Genomic DNA, 17,426 nt, shown 5'->3' with positions numbered 1-17,426 from the left:
CGGGAGGTTGGGATTCTCAGGAACCGATCCGCCCCCGCGCCGCGTTCGAATAAGGTTCGAACGTCAAAGGTGTCCCATGTCCCTGATCCAATCGAGGTCCTTCTCCCCCTGCGCCGTCGCGCGGCTGAGGCTGCTTGCCTGCCTCGCGCTGGTGGGGGTGGTCGCCGCGGTGGGCGGCGCCGTCACGTCGCCCGCCATTCCCGCCTGGTACCAGGGGCTCAACAAGCCCGCGTGGACGCCGCCCAACGCCGCATTCCCCATCGCCTGGACCATCCTCTACATCCTGATGGCGCTGGCGCTTTGGCGGCTGTGGGACAAGGTGGCCCCCTCTCCCGCGCGGCGCAGCGCCATCGGCCTGTTCCTCGGCCAACTGGCGCTGAATGCGGTGTGGTCGCCCGTGTTCTTCGGGCTGCACGCGCCGGTGGCAGGGCTGGCGATCATTGTCGCGCTCATCATCGTGCTGGCGCTCACCCTGCGCGCCGCCCTCCCGCTGGACCGCGCCGCCGGCTGGCTGCTGGTGCCCTATCTCGCCTGGGTGTGCTACGCCTCCACCTTGAATGCAGCTATCGTCCTCCTCAACTGACGCGGCCCCACCGCGTCCCCGAGGTCTGCCCCATGCTCCACTGGTCCATCTATCTCTTCATCCCGCTGGCCCTGGCCCTGGTGGCGGGGGTGCTGATCCTCGGCCTGTTCAACTTTGCCTCGGGCGGCTCGCCCCAGCGCTCCCAGCGGCTGATGCAGCTGCGCGTGTTGTTCCAGTTCGGCGCCCTCGTCCTGGTGATGATCACCATCTTCGCTATGGGGCGGTAATCCGGGATTGTATTCTGGAGCCGCAATCCGGCAAACGGATCGGGAACAGTAAGGGAGGTCGCAACCAATGGTGAAGCTGAACAAGATCTACACTCGCACCGGCGACGATGGAACCACCGGGCTAGGCACCGGCATGCGGGTACCCAAGTACGACCTCAGGGTGGACGCCTACGGCGCGGTGGACGAGACCAATGCCGCCATCGGCATCGCCCGCCTGCATCTTGCCGGGGAAGCGGCGCTCGACGCCATGCTGGCGCGGGCCCAGAATGACCTGTTCGATCTCGGCGCCGACCTGTGCGTGCCGCCCACAGCTGGTGAGGCGCCCGGCACCGCGCTGCGGATCGTTCCGACGCAGGTGAGCCGGCTGGAAGCCGATATCGACACCCTCAACGCCGAGCTGTCGCCCCTCACCTCCTTCATCCTGCCGGCGGGAACGCCGGCGTCGGCCTACCTGCATTTCGCCCGCACCGTCTGCCGGCGCGCCGAGCGAATCATGGTGGAGCTGTCGCACCAGCCGGATGAAGAGGTGGGCGGACCCGCCATCCAATATGTGAACCGCCTGTCGGACCTGCTGTTCGTGGCCGGCCGCTATGCCAATGCCCGCGGCGCTGCCGACGTGCTCTGGGTACCCGGGGCAAGCCGCACCTGACGGCAAAGCACGCCGGAAAAGCGTCGTACCCGACCAACTGGTGAGGCCAGCCACCGGATACCGGCGGTCCGGCTGCGCGGCATTGTCGCCCCTGTGCATTTTCTTCGCGCGTCCCGCTGCCACCTACGCTCCAAAATGCTTTACGCTTCAAGCCACGGGTGCGCACCGGGCGCCCGGGGAAGACCCTTGGCCATGTTCGTCCCCATTGCCGACGCCAACCCGCTGGAGCATGTGCGGCACGCCTACGTCACCTGGGCGCTGCTGGCGCTCAACCTGTTCGTATTCCTGGCGCTCCAGCACGGGGCCTTCGGGCCGGTGAGCGAGGCCGGCACCCTCTCCTTCGGCACCATACCGGCGGTGGTGACGGGCGAGGCGGTGCTGCCGGAAGGCTATGCGCGCATGCCCGCGCCCTTCAGCCTCGTCACCTACATGTTCCTGCATGGCGGCTGGCTGCACCTGATCGGCAACATGGCCTTCCTGTTCGTGTTCGGCGACAATGTGGAGGACGCACTCGGCCATGCCCGCTTCCTCGCCTTCTACCTTCTGTGCGGTGTTGCGGCGGCGACGGTGCATGTGGTCGCCGACCCCGCCTCGGAAGCGCCACTGGTGGGAGCCTCCGGCGCGGTGGCGGGGGTGATCGCGGCCTATCTGGTCCTGCACCCCAACATCCGCCTGTGGGCGCTGGTGCTCATGAAGATCCCGCTGCGCGTGCCGGCCTATTGGGCCATCGGCGCGTGGTTCATGCTCCAGGTCTGGCAGATCCTCGCGAGCGACGACCACGACACCGCCTGGTGGGCCCATGTGGGCGGCTTCCTCGCTGGCGCGCTGCTGGTGACGGTGATGCGCCGGCCCGGGGTGGCGCTGCTGGATCCCGATCCCTCCGGAGTGCCGAGCCGTCCGGCGCCGCGCAAGAACGAGCCGTGAGAGACCGACATGTCCAACTTTAGCAGACCTTGAAAGCGCGAGCGTTGACACACTTTCTGGCCCCTCCTACGTTGCCGGCCCGCACAAAATGCTGCAATGCAGGGACGACGCGGAAGACTGGATGATCGGCGCGACTTTTCGACCGCCGGTCAATATTTCGGGAACGGGGAGCACGCCTCTATGAAGATCCTGGTGCCCGTTAAGCGGGTGGTGGATTACAACGTAAAGGTCCGGGTGAAATCGGACGGGTCGGGCGTGGAGCTCGCCAACGTCAAGATGTCCATGAACCCGTTCGACGAGATCGCGGTTGAAGAGGCGCTCCGCCTGAAGGAAGCCGGCAAGGCCACCGAGGTGATCGCCGTCTCCATCGGCCCGGCCCAGGCCTCCGAGACCCTGCGCACGGCGCTGGCCATGGGTGCCGACCGCGGCATCCTGGTGAAGGTCGACGGCGTGGTGGAACCGCTCGCGGTGGCCAAGATCCTCAAGGGCGTGGTCGGCGAGGAAGCCCCCGGCCTCGTCATCCTTGGCAAGCAGGCCATCGACGACGACTGCAACCAGACCGGCCAGATGCTCGCCGCCCTGCTGGGCTGGCCCCAGGGCACCTTCGCCTCCAAGGTCGTGGTCGAGGACGGCGGCGTCGCCGTCACCCGCGAGATCGACGGCGGCCTGCAGACCGTGAAGCTCAACGGCCCGGCTATCGTCACGACGGACCTGCGCCTCAACGAGCCGCGCTACGCCTCGCTCCCCAACATCATGAAGGCGAAGAAGAAGCCCATCGCCGAGAAGACGCCCGCCGATTACGGCGTGGACGTCGCCCCGCGCCTCACCGTGCTCTCCACCGCGGAACCCGCGGGCCGCAAGGCGGGCGTGAAGGTGGGTTCGGTGGCCGAGCTGGTGGCGAAGCTCAAGGATGAGGCGGGGGTGATCTGATGGCAACTTTGCTGCTCGCCGAACACGACAATTCGGCTCTCAACGGCGTCACCGCCAAGGCGCTTTCCGCCGCCGCCGCCCTCGGCGGCCCGGTGCACATCCTGGTGGCCGGCCAGAATGCCAAGGGCGTCGCCGACGCCGCCGCCAAGCTTTCGGGCGTCGAGAAGGTATTGCTGGCGGACGACGCGCTCTATGCCCATCGCCTCGCCGAGCCGCTCGCCGCGCTCATCGTGGCGCTGGCCCCCGGCTATGACGCCATCGTCGGCCCCTCCACCGCCGTGGCCAAGAACGTGTTGCCGCGCGTGGCAGCCCTGCTGGACGTGATGCAGGTGTCGGACATCACCAAGGTGGTGGCCCCCGACACCTTCGAGCGGCCGATCTATGCGGGCAACGCCATCCAGACCGTGAAGTCCTCCGACGCGAAGAAGGTGATCACGGTGCGCACCGCGTCCTTCGGCGCCATCGGCGAAGGCGGCTCGGCGACCGTGGAAGCCATCCCGGCGGTGGCTGATCCCGGCGTCTCCACCTTCGTGGAGGAGACTATCGCGGCCTCAGATCGTCCGGAACTGACGGCGGCGAAGATCATCGTCTCCGGCGGCCGCGCCCTGGGCTCGCGGGAGAAGTTCGCCGAATTGATCGAGCCGCTGGCGGACGTGCTGGGCGCCGCGGTGGGCGCCTCGCGCGCCGCCGTGGACGCCGGCTACGCCCCCAACGACTGGCAGGTGGGCCAGACCGGCAAGGTGGTGGCCCCCGAGCTGTACATCGCGCTCGGCATTTCCGGCGCCATCCAGCATCTGGCCGGCATGAAGGACTCCAAGGTCATCGTCGCCGTCAACAAGGACGAGGAGGCCCCGATCTTCCAGGTGGCCGACTACGGGCTGGTTGGCGACATCAACACCGTCATCCCCGAGCTGAAGGCGGAACTCGCCAAGGCGAAAGGATAAGGCCAAAGCGTTTTCAAGCGCCTTGGCCCCCATTCAACGCAGATCGAAAATGCACTAGAAACAGGCGGCCGGGCACGCCCCGGCCGCTGCCATCAGGGGCGCCGGCTCCTCCCCCCGGCATCAAGGTGAAACGAGAGAACCATGCCGCTCGAGATCAAGAAGGTCGGGGTCATCGGCGCAGGCCAGATGGGCAACGGCATCGCGCACGTCTGCGCCCTCGCCGGCTATGACGTATTCATCCATGACGCGGACCCCGACCGCATCCGCTCGGGCCTTGCCACCATCAATGGCAACATGGCCAAGCAGGTCTCCAAGGGCACCGTGACCGAGGACGCCCGGCAGGTGGCCCTCGCCCGCATCGCCATGGCCGAGCGCACCGAGGACCTGGCCGACTGCGACCTCGTCATCGAATCGGCCACCGAGAAGGAAGAGGTGAAGCGCAAGATCTTCACCGGCCTATGCCAGGTGCTGCGGCCCGACGCGCTGCTCGCCTCCAACACCTCGTCCATCTCCATCACCCGGCTGGCCGCCGCCACCGACCGCCCCGAGCGCTTCATCGGCATTCACTTCATGAATCCGGTGCCGCTGATGGAACTGGTGGAGCTGGTGCGTGGCATCGCCACCGACGACGACACCTTCGAAAGCTCGAAGCAGTTCGTCACCCGCCTGCACAAGACCTATGCGGTGGCCGAGGACTTCCCGGCCTTCATCGTCAACCGCATCCTGCTGCCCATGATCAACGAGGCCATCTACACCCTCTACGAGGGCGTCGGCAGCGTGGATTCCATCGACCGGGCCATGAAGCTCGGCGCGAACCATCCCATGGGTCCGTTGCAACTGGCCGACTTCATCGGCCTCGATACCTGCCTCGCAGTCATGCAGGTGCTGCACGAGGGCTTGGCGGATTCCAAGTACCGCCCCTGCCCGCTGCTGGTAAAATACGTCGAGGCTGGCTGGCTCGGTCGCAAGACCCAGCGCGGTTTCTACGACTATCGCGGCGAGAAGCCCGTCCCAACCCGCTGAGCCCGATCAGGGCGGCCCATCGGCCGCCCTGATCGCTATGGGGCGGCTCCAGCCGCCCTGGCCTCTGCGCGAAAAACCCCGATTACGCGAAAACCCCGATGTGCAGGCACGGCCTGCGAACGATCGCTCTGGCCTCCGCGCGGCCTGTCCGGTCACGCTCCCCCCTCCACCGCGATCCCCGGAAATTCCACCCGCTGCAACAGGCCACCGCCCGGCCGGTTGGCGAGGGTGAGGCGGCCGCCGTGGCGCGTGACGATCTCGTTGGCGATGGCAAGGCCCAGACCGGCCCCGGGGATGCTGACCTGACGCGCCGGGTCCACCCTGAAGAAGGGCTCAAACACCTGCCCCATCAGCGCCTCGGGAATGCCGGGGCCATCATCCTCGATGATCAGCACCGCCCGCCCCGCCTCGGCGCTGACGGCAACCCGCGCCCCGCCGCCATGAGTCGCGGCGTTCACCACCAGGTTGCGCACCGCCCGCCGCAGCGAAAGCGGACGCCCCCGCACCGCCACCGGTGACGCCCCCGCCAGATGGACCGGGCGCCGCGCCTCGGCCACTTCCGCCACCACGCCCTCCACCAGATCGTCGAAGCGGACCTCTTCCTCCGGGCCGCCCTCCACCTCCTCGCGCACCAGCCGGATGGCGCTGTCGGCGATGCGGTCGAGTTCCTCCAGGTCCGAGAGCCAGTGCGCCCGCTCCTCGTCGTCGGTGATGAACTCGGCGCGCAGCCGCATGCGGGTGAGCGGGGTGCGCAGGTCGTGGGCGGCGCCGGCCACGATGCGCATGCGGCTGTCGATGGCCGACTTGAGCCGGGCCGAGAGGCGGTTGATGGCGGCGGCCGCCGCGCGCACCTCGGCCGGCCCCTCCTCGGGCAGTACCGGCAGTTCCCCATCGGGACCAATGCCCCGGGCCGCCTCCTCGATGAGGGACAAGGGCTTGGTCAGCCGCCGGACCGCGACCACCACCACCAGCGTTACCCCCGCCACCATGAAGGCGAGCCAGGTGGCGAAGCCGAAGGTGCCGCCCGGCGGGCCATCCGGCGGGCGCATGGGACCAAACCGCCGCTCCAGCACCAGCCAGCGCCCGTCCGCGAGACGCACGGCGGTCAGGGACGGCTCCCCGAAGGCGGGCCGGTAGACCCGCACGGGAGCATTACGGCCGAACCGGGCCATGGAGTCTCCGAGCCGGTGGGTCGCCTCGGCATCGATCTCGCCATCGGGCGGCACGGCCTGGATCCTCGCCCGCTCCCCCGGCAAACGGGCCCCCGACGGCACCGCCGCCGCCAGATCGGCGAGAAGGATGATGTCCTGGGCCTTGTCGCCCTCTTCGAAGGGCGGCCATTCGGGATGGGTCAGGAAGAAGGACGCGCTGTTGGCAAGGGCGATCACCACCAGCACCGCCACCGCCAGCAGCGCGGTAACCTGCGCGCGCAGGGTCCTCACGAGGCTTCCTCCCGGTCCACCCGCACCGCCAGTTGATAGCCGCCGTTGCGCAGGGTCTTCAGGATCTGGAACGCGCCCTGGTCGCCGAGCTTGCGGCGCAGGCGGCTCACCAGCACATCCACCGAGCGATCGAAGGGCCCGGCCTCGCGACCGCGGGTGATGTCCAGCAGTTGCTCGCGGGAGAGGATGCGGCCCGGCCGCTCCAGGAAGGCCATCAGCAGGTCAAACTCAGCACCGGTGAGCGGGATCTCCACCCCGTCGGCGTCGGTGACGCGCCGCAGTTCCGGCTCGGCACGGAAGCGACCGAAGCGGAACGCCGTGGCCGCCACCGGTTCCGGCTCGGCCCCACCGGTGCGCCGCAGCACGGCGCGGATGCGCGCCACCAGCTCGCGCGGATTGAACGGCTTGCCGAGATAATCGTCGGCGCCGATCTCCAGCCCGATGATGCGGTCCACATCCTCCTTCAGCGCCGTGAGCAGGATGACGGGGATCCGCGAACGGTTGCGCAGGGCGCGGCACAGATCGAGGCCGGAAGCATCCGGCAGCATCAGATCCAGCACCACGAAGTCGATGCGCTGGGTGGCGAGCTTCTCCTCCATCTCCCGGCCGTCGCCGGCGGTGGTGACGCGGAAGCCCTGGGCCGTCAGGTAGCGCCCCAGCAATTTACGGATTTCGAGATCGTCGTCGACGACGAGTATATGCGTTGCGCCTTCAGACTGCACCGGCGTCTCCTTTCCGGCGAGTCTAGCGGAGACGCGCCGCCGCCGCTCCCTCCATTGCATCGAAGCATTGCCCAGGGGCATTGAGCAATATTTCGATACAAATTCGATCCGCGCCGACACCTTGGGACATGTCCCGACCTTCGCCAGCAACGGGAGGGGGTGAAACTGCAGTCAACCTGAAGAAAGACAGCAGGCACCCCATGTCCTTCAAGCCTCTGCGCACCAAGCTCCTGACGGGCGCCGCCCTCGCCCTTGCGGCGGGATGCGCTGTCGTCGCATCCCTGTCCGGCCCCGCCTCCTCGAAGACGCAGGACCGGCTGCCGCAGACCATGTCGAGCGGCCCGGTGCGGGTCGCAGCCCTTGCCATGGAAGGCCAGCCGCTGCCGCCGGAGCTCTCCTGGAACCCCTCCCGTGACGTTCCGCCACCCGGGTCCAGCGAAGAGCCCGGCGCCCCTGGGCCTCATCCCGGCCCGGCGCGCGGTGGCCCGCCCCCCGGCGGACCGCTGGGGCTCGCCCAGATCCTCGCCGCCGCCGAAACCGCCATCGGCGTCCGGCCGAACCAGATGGATGCCTGGCGCGACTTCACCGACGCCTTCCAGGCCGCTCTTCCTCCGCCCCCGCCGCCTCCGGGCGCGCCCTTCCCGCCGCCCGGTGCTCCGGCAGCGGTGCCCGGCGCCCCGGCCCCCTTCGCCCTCGTCACCGCGCTTGCGGTGCGCGACGAGGAGGCCGGCAAGGCCGGTACACGGCTGAGGCAGGCGGTGGAAGCCCTGAAGGCGCGCCTGTCCGCCGACCAGCTTCAGCGGCTGACCCAGATCGAGCCGGCACTGCTGCCGCCGCCACCCCCCGGCTTTGCCCCGCCACCGCCCAGCGGTCGGCGCGGCCCCCCAGATCGCCTCCCGCCCAGGTGAGGCTCCGCGAAGGAAGGGAGTCTCGCCGCCCTTGATCCTCCCTTCCCCACAGCGGGCGTGCTCCAGCACGCCCGCTGTTTGCGTTCGCGCGGGCGGCAAGATCAGCCAGAAGTGCCGGGCAAGGCCGCCCCCTTCGCACCCCGCCGAAATTCAATACCTTGATACCGTCTCGTTCCCGCTCGAGGGGCCCGCCGCCGGTCATATGGCTGTCGTGCATTGTCGAATAAGGTCCTGAAAACGATTTCACGGACTGGACGACCTCCGGTCCCCGGCTTCAGGATCGCGCGATGCCACGCATCGTCACCATTCGCACAGTTGCTGAGCGCGCCGGTTGCTCCATCGCCACCGTCAGCCGGGTCATCAACCGCTCGGCCCCCACCAGCGCCGCCGTGGATGCCCGCGTCCGCGCCGCCGTCGCCGAGCTGGGGTTCCGCCCGAGCGAGATCGGCCGCGCGCTGAAGACGCTGCGCACCAGAACCCTGGGCGTTGTCATTCCCAGCCTCACCAATCCGGTGTTTGCCGCCTCGGTCGCCGGCATGCAGTCGGCGGCGCGGGAGCGGCAGCACACGCTGCTGCTCACCGCCACCGACTATGAGCCCGGCGCCGAGGCCGAGCTGGTGGAAACGCTGGTAGCCCAGAACGTGGCCGGCCTCATCCTCACCGTCGCCGATGCCGCCGAGAACGCCACCCTGGACCTGCTGGACGCGGAGGACATCCCCTACGTCCTGGTTCACAACGAGCCGCCCCACCCCGGCCGGGCCGCCGTGTGCGTGGACAATGCGGCCGCCACCTTCGCCCTGACCGAGACCATGATCGCGGCCGGGCATCGGCGCATCGCCTATCTCGCGGGGCGTTTCGCCACCTCCGACCGCGCCCGCCGCCGCCACGAAGGCTACCGCGCCGCCATGGAAAAGGCGGGCCTTGAGCCCGAGGTCCCCCTCGAGCTCGACTATCTCGGCGATGCGCCGAGCCATGCCGAGGCCCTCGCGGGCCTCTTTCGCGCCGGAGCGCCCCCAACGGCAGCGCTCTGCTCCAACGACCTGCTCGCCCTCTCGGTGGTCGGTGCCCTGCGCACGCTGGGGTTCCGCGTGCCGGACGACGTCTCCGTCGCCGGCTTCGACGGCATCGCCCTGGGCGGGGCCGTCCATCCCACCCTTGCCACGGTGGACACGCCCACCCGGCTCATGGGGGAGCGCGCCGTGGCGCTGCTCTTCGCCATGATCAACGAAGGCGCCGCCCCCCGTGTCGAACACCTGCCCTTCACGCTCCGCCCCGGCGGAACGCTCGCTCCAACAGCACGCGCCGACCAGCCTGCATCGCAAGGTGATCGGATAACGTCTTCTCCTCCCTAGAGTTTAGAGCCGGAGGCCGCTATCCGGCGGTAGTCCGGCAAGCCCTTCCCTTCTTCCGAGGCCAGCCATGCGCCCCACCCTTCCCCGCCTTCTCAAAGCCGGCGCCGTCGCCGCGCTCGCCTTCACGGCGCTCCCCCTCGCCGGCCGCCCGGCCGCGGCGGCGGACGCCATCTGCTACAATTGCCCGCCCGAATGGGCCGACTGGGGCGCCATGCTGAAGGCCATCAAGGCCGACACCGGCATCGAGGTGCCGCAGGACAACAAGAATTCCGGCCAGTCCCTCACCCAGATCATCGCCGAGAAGGCGAGCCCGGTGGCGGACGTGGCCTATCTGGGCGTCACCTTCGGCATCAAGGCCAAGGACGCGGGCGTGACCCAGCCCTACGAGCCCAAGGGCTTCGCCGAGATCCCGGCGGGGCTGAAGGACAAGGACGGCAACTGGTTCACCATCCATTCCGGCACGCTGGGCCTGTTCGTGAACAAGGATGCGCTGGGCGGCGCGCCGGTGCCGGCCTGCTGGGCCGACCTGCTGAAACCCGAATACAAGGGCCTCGTGGGCTATCTCGACCCCACCAGCGCCTTCGTGGGCTATGTAGGCGCGGTGGCGGTGAACGGCGCCATGGGCGGCACGCTGGACGACTTCAAGCCCGGCATCGAATACTTCAAGAAGCTCCAGGCCAACCAGCCCATCGTGCCGAAGCAGACCTCCTATGCGCGCGTGGTCTCCGGCGAGATCCCGATCCTGTTCGACTACGACTTCAACGCCTACCGCGCCCGCTACTCGGACATGGGCCACTTCGAATTCGTCATCCCCTGCGAGGGCAGCGTGGTGGTGCCCTATGTGATGACCATGGTGAAGGGCGCGCCCCACCCGGAGGCGGCGAAGAAGGTGCTGGACTACGTGCTCTCCGACAAGGGCCAGACCATGTGGGCGAAGGCCTATCTGCGACCGGCCCGCGACATCAAGCTGCCGCCGGAGGTGGCCAGCCGCTTCCTTCCCGCCGCCGACTACGCCCGCGCCAAGCCGGTGGACTACGCCAAGATGGAAGCCGCCCAGAAGGCCTTCTCGGAAGCCTATCTGAACGCGGTGAAGTGAGGGGTTCCGAGCCGCTGCAAAGCCCTCTCCCGCGTGCAGGGGAGGGTTGGGAGGGGGCAGCACGCTAGACATTTGCACGCCCGACAGCGGGAAAACCACCGGCGCCCTCCCCCTCCCCGGCCCTCCCCCGCACGCGGGAGAGGGAGTGCGCCTGTCCTTGCACCGCCATCACCCCGGCGATCTCCAACCCGGTCCCACCCCATGCACAGCGCCGACCGCCTCGCCCGCCTGTTCCTTCTGCCGCTGTTCCTGTTCGTGGCGGCGTTCTTCCTGCTGCCCATGGTGCGGCTGGTCGGCGTGGCCGGATCAGGCCCCAACGGCCTTGCGGAATATCTCGCCATCCTCACCAATCCGCGCCATCTGGCGACCCTTCTCGCCACCCTGGCGCTCTCCGCCGCAGTGACGGCGGCGACGCTGGCCATCGGCACGGTGGTCGCGCTGTTCCTTGCCCGCAACCGCTTCGTCGGCCGGCCGCTGCTGGTGTCCCTGCTCACCCTGCCACTGGCCTTTCCGGGCGTGGTGGTGGGCTTCATGGTGATCCTGCTGGCGGGGCGGCAGGGGCTGCTCTCCAGCCTCTCCATGGGGCTCGGGATGGGGCGCTGGGTATTCGCCTATTCCATGGCCGGCCTGTTCGCGGGCTATGTCTATTTCTCCCTGCCGCGGGTGCTGGTCACCCTGATGGCGGCGGTGGAGAAGCTGGACCCGGCGCTGGAGGAGGCCGCCCGCTCGCTGGGTGCAAGCCGGGCGCAGGTGATGCGGGACGTAACGCTGCCGGGCATCGCCCCGGCGCTCATGGCCTCCGGCGCCATCGCGTTCGCCACCGCTATGGGCGCCTTCGGCACCGCTTTCACGCTCGCCACACGCATCGATGTGCTGGCCATGACCATCTATACGGAGTTCACCCTCAACGCGAATTTCGCCACGGCCGCCGCCCTCTCCATCGCTCTTGGCCTCATCACCTGGATGGTGCTGGCGCTGACGCGCAATTTCGCCGGCTCCGGCGTCGCGGCGGCGGGGTGAGGCCATGAGCGTATCGATGAAACCCCACCGCCTCACCTTCGCCTTCCAGCTGACGGTGACGCTGCTGGCTTGCGCCTTCCTGATGGTACCGGCGGGCGCCTCGATCCTTGCCGGCTTCACCGTCAATTACTTCCGCGGCGTCTCCTCCGGCCTCACGCTGAAGTGGATCGGCGAGGTGCTGGCGCTTTATTCCGACACCATCGCTCTCTCCATCGCCATCGCGCTCGGCACCCTCGGCGTCACCCTGCTCATCGGCGTGCCGGCGGCATGGGCGCTCGCGCGCCGGCCGTCGCGGCTCACCCGGCTGGTGGAGGAGGTGGTGACGCTGCCCGTCGCCATTCCCGGCCTCGCGCTGGCGCTGGCGCTGATCCTCGCCTACGGCGGCATCCGCGAATTCCGCATGAGCCCGCTCTTCATCCTCACCGGGCACGTGCTCTACACCCTGCCCTTCATGCTGCGCGCGGTGATGGCGGTGCTCGCCGCCGTGGACGTGCGCACGCTGGAGGAGGGCGCCGCCTCGCTGGGCGCCTCGCCGCTGCAGCGCTTCTTCCATGTGGTGGTGCCCAATGCGCGGGGTGGCATCCTCGCCGGGGCGCTGATGGTGGTGACCCTCTCCATCGGCGAGTTCAACCTCACCTGGATGCTGCATACCCCCCTTACCAAGACGCTGCCGGTGGGCCTTGCCGACAGCTACGCCTCCATGCGCCTCGAAATCGCGAGCGCCTACACGCTGGTATTCTTCGTCATGATCGTGCCCCTGCTCGTCGCCCTCCAGCTGTTCGGCCGGACCGTGCAGGGCGCGGCGCGATGAACCGGGGCGCCGCCATCACGGTCGCCAGCTGCGGCAAGACCTTCGCCGACGGCACCCGCGCCCTCTCCCCCCTCGATCTCGATGTGAGGGCGGGCGAGACGCTGGTGCTGCTCGGCCCTTCCGGCTGCGGCAAGACCACCCTGCTGCGCCTCATCGCCGGGCTGGAGGCCCCCGATGCGGGCGGGCATATCCGCTTCGACGGCGCGGACGTGACCGCCCTGCCGATCGAGAAGCGCAACGTGGGCATGGTGTTCCAGTCCTATGCCCTGTTCCCCAACATGAGCGTCATCGACAATGTGGCCTACGGCCTGCGCGTGCGCGGCATGGCGCAGGCGGCGCGGCGCGCGCAGGCCGCCGGCGTGCTGGAGATGATGCGCATCGGCGCGCTGGCCCAGCGGCGCATCGACCAGCTCTCCGGCGGCCAGCGCCAGCGGGTGGCGCTGGCCCGCGCGCTCGCCGTGGAGCCCCGCGTGATCCTGCTGGACGAGCCGCTCACGGCGCTGGATGCCGCCCTGCGCGAGCACCTGCGCGGCGAGATCGACGCGCTGCTGAAGCGCCTCGCCATCACCGCCATCTATGTCACCCACGACCAGGCCGAGGCGCTGGCCCTGGGCGACCGCATCGTAGTGATGCGCAACGGTGCCATCGCCCAGGTGGGCACCCCGCGCGATGTGTATTTCCGCCCCGCCGACGATTTCGTGGCCGATTTCGTCGGCGTCACCAATCGCCTCACGGGCACGCTGAAGAACGGCCGCTTCGAGACGGCGGCGGGCGTCGTACCGCTGCCGCAGGATCTTGTCCCGCCCGCCGCCCCGAGCGGACCCGGAGCGGTGCGGCTGCTGTTCCGCCCCGAGGCAGCGCGGCTCGCGAGCCCGGCGGACACCCCCCTCGTGTTCGAGGTGGTGCAGGTGGAATTCCAGGGCGCCCGCCAGAAGGTCACCCTCAAGGACCCGGCCGGAGCGCGCATCCTGGTGGAGGCGCCCGCCGATGGGCTGCTGGTTCCCGGCGCCGCTGTCGGGCTTATCCTCGATCCCGCCCGAATCAGCCTCGCCTGATGGGCTTAACCCGGTCCTGCCTCATCTGAATCTGCCCCATGCTCATCGCCCAGCTCACCGACACCCACATCCGCCGCCCCGGCACCCTCGCCTATGGGGTGGTGGACACGGCGCTTTATCTGGAAGCCGCGGTTGCCCACATCCTCGCCCTGGCGCCTCGGCCCGATGTGGTGATTGTCACCGGCGACCTGACGGATTTCGACGATGCGACCGAATATGCCCGCTTCCGGGCGATCACGGCGGCGCTGCCCATGCCGCTATTCCCCATTCCGGGCAACCACGATTCGTCCGCCGGCCTCCTCGCCGCTTTCCCGGAGATCGCGGCGCGCTGCGACGGCGAACGGGTGAACTATGTGGTGGAGGACTTCCCGCTACGGCTGGTGATGCTGGATTCCACCGTCTACGGCCGCCCCCATGGCGCGCTGGGGGAAGAGGGCCTCGCCTTCCTCGACCGCACGCTGGGCGCAGCACCCGAGCGGCCGGCCTTCGTCTGCGCCCACCATCCGCCGTTCCTCACCGGCATCCGGCACATGGATGTGCAGAACCTGTCAGATGCGGCGGGGCTGGAAGAGGTGTTCGGGCACTGGCCCCAGGTGCTGGGCTTCACCTGCGGCCATGTCCACCGGGCGGTGACCACCAGCTTCGCCGGCGTCGCCGCCACCATCGGGCCGGCCCCCGCCCATTCCGTGAGCCTCGCCCTCGATCCGCAAGCGCCGCCCACCTTCCACATGGAGCCGCCGAGCCTGTCCCTGCACCTGTTCACGGACGGCCGGGTCGTGACCCATCGCAGCTTCATCGGCGCCTATGACGGCCCGCACCCCTTCTTCGGAGCGGACGGCAAGGCCATCGGCACGCCGGGGTGAGGCGTCCGACCCCGAAAAAGAAAAAGCCCCGGACCAGCCGGGGCTTTTTCTTCAGTGCAAGGCCAATCGCCTCAGCCGCCGGCCACCGGCAGCGGGATGGGCGCGGGGCCCAGCGCCGTGCGGCGGGACGAGGCGGAGGCGCGCTCAGCCACATGGTCGGCATAGGGCAGTTCCAGCCGCTCCCACACATCGGTGAGCGCCTTGGCCAGATGGGCGATGAGCGCGTCGTCGTGGAACGGGGTGGGGGTGATGCGCAGCCGCTCCGTGCCGCGGGGCACGGTGGGGTAATTGATGGGCTGGATATAGATGCCGTACTCGGCGAGCAGCAGGTCGCTCGCCATCTTGCAGGCCTTGGCATCACCCACCATCACCGGGACGATGTGGGTGGGCGTGTCCATCTGCGGCAAGCCGGCGGCAGCGAGCGCGCGCTTGACCTTGGCCACCTGGGCGCGCTGGCCGTCGCGTTCCGCCTGGGAGTTCTTCAGGTGCCGCACCGAGGCTGCTGCCGCCGCCGCGACCGCCGGGGGCAGCGCGGTGGTGAAGATGAAGCCGGGCGCGTAGGAGCGCACCGCGTCGATGATCAGGCGCTTGCCGGTGATATAGCCGCCGACCACGCCGAAGGCCTTGCCCAGCGTGCCCTCGATCACGTCCACGCGGTCCATGACGCCGTCGCGCTCGGCGACGCCGCCGCCGCGCTCGCCATACATGCCCACGGCATGAACTTCATCGAGATAGGTCATGGCGCCGTAGCGCTCGGCCAGCTCGCAGATGGCGCCGATGGGGGCGATGTCGCCGTCCATGGAATAGACGCTCTCGAACACCACCAGCTTCGGCCGGTCGCCGGCCGCCTTCAGCAGCTCTTCCAGATGATCAAGGTCGTTGTGGCGGAAGATGGCCTTCTGCCGGCCGCCGTGGCGGACGCCCTCGATCATGGAATTGTGGTTCAGCTCGTCGGAGATCACCACGCAGTCGGGGATCAGCTTGACGATGGTGGAGATGCCGGTGGCGTTGGAGATGTAGCCCGACGTGAAGACGAGGCCGGATTCCTTGCCGTGCAGGTCGGCCAGCTCGCGCTCCAGCATCACGATCTCGTGGCTGTTGCCCGAGATGTTGCGGGTGCCGCCGGCGCCGGCGCCGCGCGCCTTCGCGGCTTCGCACATGGCGGCGACCACATCAGGATGGCTGCCCATGCCCAGATAGTCGTTGGAGCACCACACCACGATGTCGCGCGGGCCGCCGGGGGAATGCCAGACGGCGCGCGGGAAATGGCGCGCGTCACGCTCGATCTCGGCGAAGGTACGGTAACGGCGCTCCTTGCGCAGGGCGTCGATGGCGTCGGCGAAAAAGCTGTCGTAGTTCATTCCGAACCCTGCGGCGACTGAGCGACTGGGTGCGGCTCCGGCGGAGCCGTTCCTCATTGTTATAAGGTTATCCTGGCACCTTGCTCCTTGTATTGATGCCAATCAAGAGGCGAGCAGGACGCGCGGCGATCCGGCGCAAGGCGAGGGTGCGGATCGGAAATTATCGTGCATTGCAGCATGTTGCGCGGGGCAGCCGTGGCCGCCCTGCCGCCGTCAGGCAAACGTCATGCAACCCTGGCGCGCTATTTCACATCCACCGGCAGGAAGGCGAAGGGCGCGGCCGGCTCGAAGCGCGCCGCAGCATTGCCCGAATAGACCTTGCCGCCGGTCAGGGTCAGCTTCTTCACCGGCGCTCCGGCCTTCAGATCGAGGCTGTCGAGGGGCACCCAGAAGCTGTTGGGGCTGGTGGCGGAATCATAGAAATAGACGCGGTCCTTCTGGTCGCTCACCGTCCGCCACAGGGTGGAGGCGATGTTTGGCTCGCCGGGCGTGGTGAGGCCCAGCGGCACGCTCACCGAGCGCATCACGCTGGCAACGCTCGCCACCGCCTGATTGGCATAGGTACCGTCCGGAACGGCGGTGAGGATGGCCGGGGAAGCCTTCGTGGGAATGGCCTTGATGAAGAAGCTGGCGCGGGCGAAGCGGTCGGCCGCACGGTTGGTGCCCGGCAGGAACACCGTGCCGCCGATCTGCTCCCAGTAGCTGTTGAGCGCCAGCTGCTGGTCGAAGGACGGCGAATTGGTCATCACCTGATATTGGCGGCCATGGTGGACCACCAGCTTGCCGCCCAGATACTCGAAGATGGCGCTGTCGCCCGAGGGGTCGGAAATGGCGAGGTGCAGCTGCGCGCCATCACCATTGGGCAGGTTCGCGGTCACCACCACGAACGGTTCGGCGGACAGGGCCGCCACCGCCTCGCTCACGGTGGCGAAATTATCGAGCACATATTGCGCCCACAGGCTGATGGAGAGGGCGGGGCGGCCATCGGGCTTGGCGTATTCGGATTCGGCCAGATAGAGCAGGTTGGCGACCAGGCCCTTCTCGTTCATGCCGTCGGCGGTGCCCACGTCATAGCCGGAAGCGATGAGGCTGCCGTATTTGGCCACCCATTTCGGGGTGTTCGCGCCGGCGGCGCCAGTACGCGCCATGCCCGCCGGGAAAGCCCAGAGGTTGGTGTGCATGTCCTCGGCCCAGTCCATGGACCGGCCGGTGATGACCACGCCATCGGAGCCGAGATAGACCGCGCGGGTGCAGGCCTGCGTCACTCCGGCGCCGAGACCTGCGACATAGAGCGCGGCGGCAGCGAGCGCGGCGGCACGAACGGAGCTGAGGGTAAAGGGAGTGCGCGAATACGGCATAACGGTCTCCGGTTGGGCGGCCGGACCGTTTTTTGAGCGGGCTGCCGGAGCTTTAAGCCCCGACAGCACCGCATCGACCGCCGGATAGACGGCTGAAAGAGATACCGGCTCCGCCCACACAGCAAGGCGGAGCCGGTCATCCATGCCCTGTCTGCCCC

18 protein-coding genes are annotated in these 17,426 nt (G+C 68.7%); 14 read left to right on the top strand and 4 right to left on the bottom strand.

Annotated features, from left to right (window positions below):
- The first annotated feature begins 76 nt into the window (after positions 1-76).
- The 7 genes from FBQ73_RS14420 (at position 77) to FBQ73_RS14390 (ending at position 5,280) form a co-directional block, all read left to right on the top strand.
- The gene (locus FBQ73_RS14420) at positions 77-583 is read left to right on the top strand and encodes a TspO/MBR family protein (RefSeq protein ID WP_138400195.1); all 507 of its coding nucleotides are present in this window, start codon (positions 77-79) and stop codon (positions 581-583) included.
- A 32-nt stretch (positions 584-615) separates the two neighbouring features.
- Complete coding sequence (locus tag FBQ73_RS14415) at positions 616-810, top strand: twin transmembrane helix small protein (protein WP_138400194.1); 195 nt, start codon at positions 616-618, stop codon at positions 808-810.
- 67 nt (positions 811-877) lie between these two features.
- The gene (locus tag FBQ73_RS14410; RefSeq protein WP_138400193.1) at positions 878-1,459 is read left to right on the top strand and encodes a cob(I)yrinic acid a,c-diamide adenosyltransferase; all 582 of its coding nucleotides are present in this window, start codon (positions 878-880) and stop codon (positions 1,457-1,459) included.
- A gap of 192 nt (positions 1,460-1,651) precedes the next feature.
- Positions 1,652-2,383 carry a rhomboid family intramembrane serine protease gene (locus FBQ73_RS14405; RefSeq protein WP_138400192.1) on the top strand — a complete coding sequence of 244 codons (732 nt, stop codon included), beginning with the start codon at positions 1,652-1,654 and terminating at the stop codon, positions 2,381-2,383.
- Positions 2,384-2,563: 180 nt separating this feature from the next.
- Positions 2,564-3,313 (top strand): electron transfer flavoprotein subunit beta/FixA family protein, encoded by a 750-nt coding sequence (locus FBQ73_RS14400; protein ID WP_138400191.1) that lies wholly within the window; start codon positions 2,564-2,566, stop codon positions 3,311-3,313.
- Positions 3,313-4,257, top strand: coding sequence for an electron transfer flavoprotein subunit alpha/FixB family protein (locus tag FBQ73_RS14395; protein ID WP_138400190.1), 945 nt, complete (start codon positions 3,313-3,315; stop codon positions 4,255-4,257). The genes FBQ73_RS14400 and FBQ73_RS14395 overlap by 1 nt, the downstream gene beginning before the upstream one ends.
- Positions 4,258-4,398: 141 nt before the next feature.
- Positions 4,399-5,280, top strand: coding sequence for a 3-hydroxybutyryl-CoA dehydrogenase (locus FBQ73_RS14390; protein ID WP_138400189.1), 882 nt, complete (start codon positions 4,399-4,401; stop codon positions 5,278-5,280).
- 152 nt (positions 5,281-5,432) lie between these two features.
- Here the strand turns inward: FBQ73_RS14390 and FBQ73_RS14385 are convergent, their stop codons facing one another.
- Positions 5,433-6,722, bottom strand: coding sequence for an ATP-binding protein (locus tag FBQ73_RS14385; protein ID WP_138400188.1), 1,290 nt, complete (start codon positions 6,720-6,722; stop codon positions 5,433-5,435).
- The gene (locus FBQ73_RS14380; RefSeq protein ID WP_246089714.1) at positions 6,719-7,504 is read right to left on the bottom strand and encodes a response regulator; all 786 of its coding nucleotides are present in this window, start codon (positions 7,502-7,504) and stop codon (positions 6,719-6,721) included. The genes FBQ73_RS14385 and FBQ73_RS14380 overlap by 4 nt, the downstream gene beginning before the upstream one ends.
- Positions 7,505-7,644: 140 nt before the next feature.
- On the opposite strand from FBQ73_RS14380, the gene FBQ73_RS14375 reads away from it, so the two are divergent.
- The 7 genes from FBQ73_RS14375 to FBQ73_RS14345 all read left to right on the top strand — a co-directional run bounded on the left by FBQ73_RS14375 (position 7,645) and on the right by FBQ73_RS14345 (position 14,549).
- Positions 7,645-8,352: a hypothetical protein gene (locus FBQ73_RS14375; RefSeq protein WP_138400187.1), complete on the top strand. Its 708-nt coding sequence runs from the start codon at positions 7,645-7,647 to the stop codon at positions 8,350-8,352.
- A gap of 287 nt (positions 8,353-8,639) precedes the next feature.
- Positions 8,640-9,704, top strand: a complete 1,065-nt coding sequence (locus FBQ73_RS14370) for a substrate-binding domain-containing protein (RefSeq protein WP_138400186.1) — start codon at positions 8,640-8,642, stop codon at positions 9,702-9,704.
- 67 nt (positions 9,705-9,771) lie between these two features.
- The gene (locus tag FBQ73_RS14365; RefSeq protein ID WP_138400185.1) at positions 9,772-10,800 is read left to right on the top strand and encodes an ABC transporter substrate-binding protein; all 1,029 of its coding nucleotides are present in this window, start codon (positions 9,772-9,774) and stop codon (positions 10,798-10,800) included.
- 201 nt (positions 10,801-11,001) lie between these two features.
- A complete protein-coding gene (locus FBQ73_RS14360) occupies positions 11,002-11,820 on the top strand; it encodes an ABC transporter permease (RefSeq protein ID WP_138400184.1) in 819 nt (272 codons plus the stop codon).
- Positions 11,821-11,836: 16 nt separating this feature from the next.
- Complete coding sequence (locus tag FBQ73_RS14355; protein WP_170218908.1) at positions 11,837-12,631, top strand: ABC transporter permease; 795 nt, start codon at positions 11,837-11,839, stop codon at positions 12,629-12,631.
- Complete coding sequence (locus tag FBQ73_RS14350; RefSeq protein ID WP_138400182.1) at positions 12,628-13,686, top strand: ABC transporter ATP-binding protein; 1,059 nt, start codon at positions 12,628-12,630, stop codon at positions 13,684-13,686. The genes FBQ73_RS14355 and FBQ73_RS14350 overlap by 4 nt, the downstream gene beginning before the upstream one ends.
- Positions 13,687-13,724: 38 nt before the next feature.
- Complete coding sequence (locus FBQ73_RS14345; RefSeq protein WP_138400181.1) at positions 13,725-14,549, top strand: phosphodiesterase; 825 nt, start codon at positions 13,725-13,727, stop codon at positions 14,547-14,549.
- Between the two features lie 71 nt (positions 14,550-14,620).
- Here the strand turns inward: FBQ73_RS14345 and hemA are convergent, their stop codons facing one another.
- Both hemA and FBQ73_RS14335 read right to left on the bottom strand, forming a co-directional pair.
- Positions 14,621-15,910: a 5-aminolevulinate synthase gene (gene hemA, locus FBQ73_RS14340; RefSeq protein WP_138400180.1), complete on the bottom strand. Its 1,290-nt coding sequence runs from the start codon at positions 15,908-15,910 to the stop codon at positions 14,621-14,623.
- Between the two features lie 242 nt (positions 15,911-16,152).
- Positions 16,153-17,268, bottom strand: a complete 1,116-nt coding sequence (locus FBQ73_RS14335) for a linear amide C-N hydrolase (RefSeq protein WP_210236782.1) — start codon at positions 17,266-17,268, stop codon at positions 16,153-16,155.
- Positions 17,269-17,426: the final 158 nt, after the last annotated feature.

The sequence above is a fragment of the Xanthobacter autotrophicus genome, assembly GCF_005871085.1.
Taxonomy (GTDB): domain Bacteria; phylum Pseudomonadota; class Alphaproteobacteria; order Rhizobiales; family Xanthobacteraceae; genus Xanthobacter; species Xanthobacter autotrophicus.
Note: the sequence above shows the minus strand (reverse complement) of the source record. Positions and strands in the feature narration are given on the sequence as shown.